The following is a 6,782-nucleotide window of genomic DNA, read 5'->3' on the forward strand; positions in this document are numbered from 1 at the left end:
ATCTTGTCCGGCCCACCGCTTCCCGAGATCAGCGCCGGGATGATCACCGCGGCCAGCACCAGGATCAGCATGAAGGCGGTCGAGCCGATGAACGTCTTGTCCCGGATCTTCGTACTGACCTCGCGCTGCGCCACCAGCTGCCATGGGCGCTGCAAGGTGGTCCTGCTCTGTTCGTTGCTCATCGGGTCGCCTCCCGGAAGACGTCACTCAAGGCCACTCGCTCGGGCCCGAACTCGAGCACCGACCCGCGGCTGATCGCCTGCTGCAGCACCAGCTGATCCAGCCCCGCCTCTGCCACATCGAACAAGGCGGTCGCCCCGTCCACGTCCCGCACCTTGATGCCCTCGATGTCGCGCAGCCAGCCGGCGTCGCCGTCCATCACCATCCGGTACGTCGCGGTCGGGCCGGCCGCGAGTTCCGCAACGGGGCCCGCGGCAACGACCTTGCCCCGTGACAACACCACCAGGTCGTCGCACAGGCGTTCCACCAGTTCCAGTTGGTGACTGGAGAACAGCACCGGCACCTCCGGCGTGACCTCTTCGCGGAGCAGGTCCACCATCGAGTCGACGGCGAGCGGATCGAGCCCGCTGAACGGTTCGTCCATCACCAGCGCGATCGGCTCGTGCACCAGCGCGGCCGCGATCTGCACGCGTTGCTGGTTGCCCAGCGACAACGTCTCCAGAATGTCCCCGGCCCGCTCGGTCAGCCCCAGCCGGCCGAGGATCTTGTCGGTCCGCTCACCGGCCCGGGCGGGATCGAGGCCGTGCAACCGGCCGAAGAACACCAGTTGGTCGCGGATCTTCATCTTCGGGTACAGCCCGCGCTCCTCCGGCATGTAGCCGAAGTCGCGGCGGACCTGGTGGGTCAGCGGGCTGCCGTTCCACCGCACCTCGCCTGCCGTCGCTCCCAACACCCCGAGAATGATCCGCATCGTCGTCGTCTTGCCGGCTCCGTTCGCCCCGACGAACCCGGTCATCCGACCGGGCACCACGTCGAAGCTCACATCGTCCAGCGCGAGGTGATCACCGAACCGCCGGGTCAACCCAGCCACGCTCAGCATCCCGTTCACCAGTCCTCTACTACTCCGGCCCCCTGACCAGACCCACGCCCAGCCGCTCCCGTTCTGGAAGTGACTCCCACGCTAGTCAGCCGGACCCTCGGCGTACGTCGGCCCGCAGGGTGATCACCCGCCTCATCCCCAGGGCGGACCAGCCGATCAGGAGGTGTGTTCGTCGCCGGGGATGACGAGGCCGCATTCGTAGGCGAAGACGACCGCCTGGACGCGGTCGCGGAGGCTCAGTTTGAGTAGCACGCGGGAGACGTGGGTCTTGACCGTGGCCTCGCCGACGAAGAGCTGGGAGGCGATCTCGGTGTTGGTCAGGCCGCGGGCGATCAGGCCGAGGACCTCGCGTTCGCGGTCGGTCAGGTCGGCGACCAGGTCCGGGCGGTAGACCCGGTCTCCCCCGCCGGCGAACCGCTTGATCACCCGGCGCGTCACCTCGGGCGCGAGCAGCGCGTGGCCCGAGTGCACGACCTGGATCGCCTCGACCAGGTCCTCGGGCGCGGTGTTCTTGAGCAGGAAGCCGCTGGCGCCGGCGCCGAGCGACTCGAACAGGTAGTCGTCGCGGTCGAACGTCGTCAGGATCACCACCTTGCCCGCATCGGCGGCCACGATCCGCTGGGTCGCGGAGATTCCGTCCAGCCCGGGCATCTGGACGTCCATCAGGACGACGTCCGGACGCAAGGCGGTCGCCAGCTCGACCGCCTTCTCCCCGTCGGCGGCCTCCCCGACCACCTCGATGTCAGGCTCCACCGACAGGATCATCCGGAACCCGGCCCGGACCAGATCCTGGTCGTCCACCAGCAGAACCCGCATCGGACTGTCACTCAAAGCAGTACTCCATCACTGGGTGGTTCAGGGCTGGTGACTGGTGCCAGCGGGATCCGGGCGCGGACCCGGAAGCCGCCGACGGGACGGGGGCCGATCTCGCTCTCGCCGCCGAGCAGGCCGACCCTCTCACGGATGCCGACGTGTCCCAGCCGGCTGCCGACCGGCGCGTGCTTCGGGCGACCGTCGTCGATCACCTCGATCTCGATCGCGGTGGCGAGATAGCGCATCGTCACGTGCGCGCTCCGGGCGGTCGAGTGCCGCCGGACGTTCGTCAGCGCCTCCTGCGCGATCCGGTACACCGACACCGAGACGGTCTCCGGCAGCACCACCGGCGGCCCGATCTGATGGAACCCGACGGACAGCCCATCGCCGTTCACCATCGCGACCAGCGCGGGCAGCCGGTCGGCTCCAGCCTGTGGTTCCTTGAGCGCCGGGAGGCCGAGCTCCTCGTCGAGGTCCGGGTCGGCCGCCCGGAGCATGCCGAGCAGCTGCCTCATCTCGTTCACCGCCGTGCGGCTGGAGTTCTCGATCACGCTGAGCGCGTTCTTCGCGGCGTCGGGGTCGGTGTCCATCACCCGGCGGGCCCCACCGGCCTGGACGCCGATGCTGCTGATGTGATGCGCCACCACGTCGTGCAGTTCGCGGGAGATCCGCAGCCGCTCGTCGATCACCGCGCGGCGGGCGTTCGCCTGCTGCTGGGTGGCCAGCTCCGCGGCCTGCTGCTCCAGTTCGTACCGCTGGCGGGCGGTTCGCCAGGCGGTGCGGCCCCAGAAGTAGGCACCGAAGAAGTAGACGACGTTCAGCGCCAGGTTCAGCAGGAGGTAGGACAGGTACGGCGAGAGCAGGCCGTCGCCGGGACCCTTGATCGAGTCGTCGACCAGCGCCTTGATGAAGCCGTACGCCAGCCACCCGAACATGCCCGCGAACACGACCACCATCGCCAGCTTCATCCGGCGCCGGTCCCGCGCCCAGGCGACGGCCGCGTAGATCGCCATGAACTGGGTCGCCTGGGTGACCAGGTTGCCCGCGAAGGCGAACGTGTTCCGCTCCCCGTTGGTGAAGAACAGCACCGAGACGACGAGCAGCACGGTCAGTGGGAAGCGCCGCCGCAGGCATAGCGGCAGGGCCACCGCCGCACTCAGGACGTAGGCCTCGACCCCGCCGATGCCCATGTCGACCGGGATTCCCGAGGTGCTGCGCGCCAGTTCGGTGCCGACGACGGCTGCCACGGCCATCCCGAGCCCCAGGAACAGATCCTGCCGCTGCTCCCGCCGCGTCGGCCCCGGCCGCTGCCAGTCCGCCGCCGACGGACACGACGCCGTCGGATCCGCGGCACTCGCAGTACCGGTTGCAGTGGCATGGTCGCTGGACATGGTTCACCACCCTACGGGTGGATGACTGCTGTCGGCCGCCGCGTACTCTGGTGCGTGTGACGATCGTTCCAGAAGGACGGAAGCTGCTCAGACTCGAAGTGCGCAACGCGGAGACCCCGATCGAGCGCAAACCCGAGTGGATCAAGACGCGCGCCAAGATGGGCCCGGAGTACCAGAAGCTGCAGGCGCTGGTGAAATCCGAGGAGCTCCACACGGTGTGTCAGGAGGCCGGCTGCCCCAACATCTTCGAGTGTTGGGAGGACCGCGAGGCCACCTTCCTGATCGGCGGCGACCAGTGCACCCGGCGCTGTGACTTCTGCCAGATCGACACCGGCAAGCCGCAGGCGCTGGACCGCGACGAGCCCCGCCGGGTCGCCGAGTCCGTCACCAAGATGGGCCTGCGCTACGCGACCGTGACGGGCGTCGCCCGCGACGACCTCGAGGACGGCGGCGCCTGGCTGTACGCCGAGACCATCCGGCAGATCCACGAGCACAACCCGGGCACCGGCGTCGAGATGCTCGCGCCCGACTTCAACGCGGTCCCCGAGCAGCTGGCCGAGGTGTTCTCGTCCCGCCCCGAGGTGTTCGCGCACAACATCGAGACGGTGCCGCGGATCTTCCGCCGGATCCGGCCGGGCTTCCGGTACGAGCGCTCGCTGGACGTGATCACCCAGGCCCGCGACTACGGCCTGGTGACCAAGTCCAACCTGATCCTCGGAATGGGCGAGACCCGCGAAGAGGTCAGCCAGGCTCTGCGCGACCTGCACAACGCGGGCTGCGAGATCATCACCATCACGCAGTACCTGCGCCCGTCGGTCCGGCACCACCCGGTGGAGCGCTGGGTCCGGCCGGAGGAGTTCGTCGAGATGAAGGACGAGGCCGAGCAGATCGGCTTCGCCGGAGTCATGTCCGGGCCGCTCGTGCGTTCGTCCTACCGGGCCGGTCGGCTGTACCGTCAGGCTGTGGAGTCGCGCATGACGTCGGCGACCCAGGACGCCTGAGAGACAGCAGACAGAGACAGGGTTGAGATGGCCAAGAACGACGCTCCCGCGGAGAAGACCGGCAGACTGAAGCAGATCCGGTCGGCGTACCAGCTGACCAAGAAGTCCGACCCGCGGATCGGGCTGCTGCTCGCCGCGATCTTCCTCGGCGTGGTCGCCGTCTTCGTGGCGCTCGGCTTCCTGGTCGGGCCGCTGCTGGTCTGGATCCCGCTGGGCGTGGCGCTCGGCTTCCTCGGCACCACGATCATCTTCGGTCGCCGGGTGGAGAAGGCGGCGTACAGCCAGATCGAGGGCCAGGCGGGTGCGGCGGCGTCCGCGCTGCAGACGCTGCGCCGCGGCTGGAACGTCACCCCGGCCATCGCGGTCACCAAGAACGCGGACATCGTGCACCGGGTCGTCGGCCGTCCGGGCATCGTGCTGGTCGGCGAGGGCCAGCCGAGCCGGGTGAAGAACCTGCTCGGCGCCGAGCGCAAGAAGCACAGCCGGGTCGCCGGTGGCGCGCCGGTGATCGAGGTGATGGCCGGCTCGGGTGAGGGTGAGGTCGACATCCGCAAGCTGACCAAGTACGTGATGAAACTGCCGGCCTCGCTGCAGCCGTCCGAGATCACCGACCTGCTGCAGCGGCTGAAGGCGCTCGACGCCGTCCGGCCGCAGGTGCCGATGCCGAAGGGCCCGGTGCCGACCAGCCTCAAGGGCGCCCGTCAGGCCATGAAGGGTCGCTGAACCCAGCTTTTCCGGCTCCGTCGATCCACGGCTTTCCCGTTCGTCATCTCACGATGAGAGCATCCTGACGAACGAGGAGGTAACCGATGGCCGTCGACGACGTTTCCCCTATCGTGACGAGTGCTGAGCTGGAACGGCTGCTGCCGTTCTACACGGACGTGCTGGGCGGTGAACAGGTGTACCAGTTCCCGCCCGACGGTCCCCCGGCGTACGTGAGTCTGCGCTTCGGCAAGGCATCCCTGGGGCTGGGGCACGACCCGGCCTTCGAGCCCGCCGGCGGTACCGCGGCGATCTCGCTGTGGCTGTACGTCGACGACTGCCAGGCGACTGTCGACCGGATCCGTGCTGCCGGCGGACGGATCACGCAAGAACCCGCCGACCAGCCCTGGGGCGAGCGGGTGGCACGTGCCGAGGACCCCGACGGCAACCACCTGATCCTCGGCCAGAGAGCCGGCTGAAAGCTGCCGTCCTCGTGTCGCGCCCACCGGCCGCCTTCCGGCCGTAGGGTGCGACCCAGGACGGACCGAAATTCGAGGTAGACAGAATGACCGATCTCATCCCGGCCGTGCACGAACCGGCGACCGAGACGTGGCCGAGCCTGCGGCCACCCCGCTCCAACCCGGTACGCCGGGCCGGCGCGCTGACGGCGATCCGTTTCGTCGCCCGGGATCTGCCGGCCACGATCGTGCTGGACAACCGCCGGTACGGGCTGGGTGGTCCGGTGATGAGGGTGCACCGCGGCGGCGCGTTCCTCGACCGGCTCGGTCAGGACGCCGGATCCGGGTTCGGCGAGGCCTATCTTGCCGGCGACTGGGATCCGGAACCGGGGACCGATCTGGCCGATCTGCTGATGCCGTTCGCCGAGCGGTTCAGCTCGGACCGGGACAGCCATCTGCTGCCGAAGTGGGCCCAGTCGCTGCGCTGGCTGGTCACCCGGAGTCAGCCCGGCGACCACGAGAACGACCGGGCCGGTGCCCGGGAGAACGTCAGCCGGCACTACGACCTGAGCAACGCGATGTTCGCGGAGTTCCTGGATCCGTCGTTGACGTATTCGGCTGCTCTGTTCGAGAACACTGAGGCAGATCTGGCGACGGCGTCGTACGAGGAACTGTCAGCGGCACAACTGCGCAAGCTCGACTCGATCCTGGATGCGGCCGGCGTGCGGTCCGGTTCGCGGGTGCTCGACATCGGCTGCGGCTGGGCGAGTCTCGCGATCCGCGCGGCCCAACGTGGTGCGTGGGTCACCGCGATCACGATCGCGTCCCAGCAGGCGTTGCTCGCCCAGCGGCGGATCGCCGACGCCGGGGTCAGCGATCGCGTGCAGGTGGCGCTGCGGGACTACCGCGACCAGATCGGCGAGTTCGACGCGGTGCTCAGCGTGGAGATGATCGAGGCGGTCGGCGAGAAGTACTGGCCGGTCTATTTCGACGCGATCGAACGCCGCCTCGCGCCAGGCGGTACTGCGGTGGTGCAGGCGATCGTGATGCCGCACGAGCGGATGCTGGCGACCCGGAACACCTTCACCTGGGTGCAGAAGTACATCTTCCCGGGCGGGCTCATCCCGTCCGTCCAGGTGATCGAGCAGGTCGCCACGGAACACACCGGCCTTCGCGCGGAGGTGATCCGGCACCTCGGCCCGGACTACGCCCGCACCCTGCGCGTCTGGCGGAACCGCTTCATCGAACGCTGGCCGCACATCGCCGACCTGGGCTTCGACGGCACCTTCCGCCGGATGTGGGAGTTCTACCTCGCCTACTCCGAAGCCGGCTTCCGCGCCGGCTACCTCGACGACGT

At 68.9% G+C, this 6,782-nt stretch carries 7 protein-coding genes and 1 pseudogene; 4 read left to right on the plus strand and 4 right to left on the minus strand.

Annotated features, from left to right (window positions below):
• The 4 genes and pseudogenes from VFG33_RS32225 to VFG33_RS32240 form a co-directional block, all read right to left on the minus strand.
• Positions 1-182, minus strand: a pseudogene (locus VFG33_RS32225) (ABC transporter permease); the annotation flags it as partial.
• Positions 179-1,060 (minus strand): ABC transporter ATP-binding protein, encoded by an 882-nt coding sequence (locus tag VFG33_RS32230; protein ID WP_325056767.1) that lies wholly within the window; start codon positions 1,058-1,060, stop codon positions 179-181. The pseudogene VFG33_RS32225 and the gene VFG33_RS32230, both read right to left, overlap by 4 nt.
• 156 nt (positions 1,061-1,216) lie before the next feature.
• Complete coding sequence (locus tag VFG33_RS32235) at positions 1,217-1,876, minus strand: response regulator (protein ID WP_325056773.1); 660 nt, start codon at positions 1,874-1,876, stop codon at positions 1,217-1,219.
• A gap of 11 nt (positions 1,877-1,887) precedes the next feature.
• Entirely contained in the window at positions 1,888-3,264 is a 1,377-nt protein-coding gene (locus tag VFG33_RS32240; RefSeq protein WP_325056768.1) for a sensor histidine kinase, read from the minus strand.
• Between the two features lie 56 nt (positions 3,265-3,320).
• On the opposite strand from VFG33_RS32240, the gene lipA reads away from it, so the two are divergent.
• The 4 genes from lipA to VFG33_RS32260 all read left to right on the plus strand — a co-directional run.
• A complete protein-coding gene (gene lipA / locus VFG33_RS32245; protein ID WP_325056769.1) occupies positions 3,321-4,265 on the plus strand; it encodes a lipoyl synthase in 945 nt (314 codons plus the stop codon).
• Positions 4,266-4,292: 27 nt separating this feature from the next.
• Positions 4,293-4,988 (plus strand): DUF4191 domain-containing protein, encoded by a 696-nt coding sequence (locus VFG33_RS32250; protein WP_325056770.1) that lies wholly within the window; start codon positions 4,293-4,295, stop codon positions 4,986-4,988.
• Positions 4,989-5,074: 86 nt separating this feature from the next.
• On the plus strand, positions 5,075-5,446 hold the full coding sequence (locus VFG33_RS32255) for a VOC family protein (protein ID WP_325056771.1): 372 nt from the start codon (positions 5,075-5,077) through the stop codon (positions 5,444-5,446).
• A gap of 86 nt (positions 5,447-5,532) precedes the next feature.
• Positions 5,533-6,782, plus strand: a 1,250-nt coding sequence (locus VFG33_RS32260; protein ID WP_325056772.1) for a class I SAM-dependent methyltransferase, incomplete at its 3' end; no start/stop codon positions are given.

This window comes from Kribbella sp. (genome assembly GCF_035687465.1).
Lineage (GTDB): Bacteria > Actinomycetota > Actinomycetes > Propionibacteriales > Kribbellaceae > Kribbella.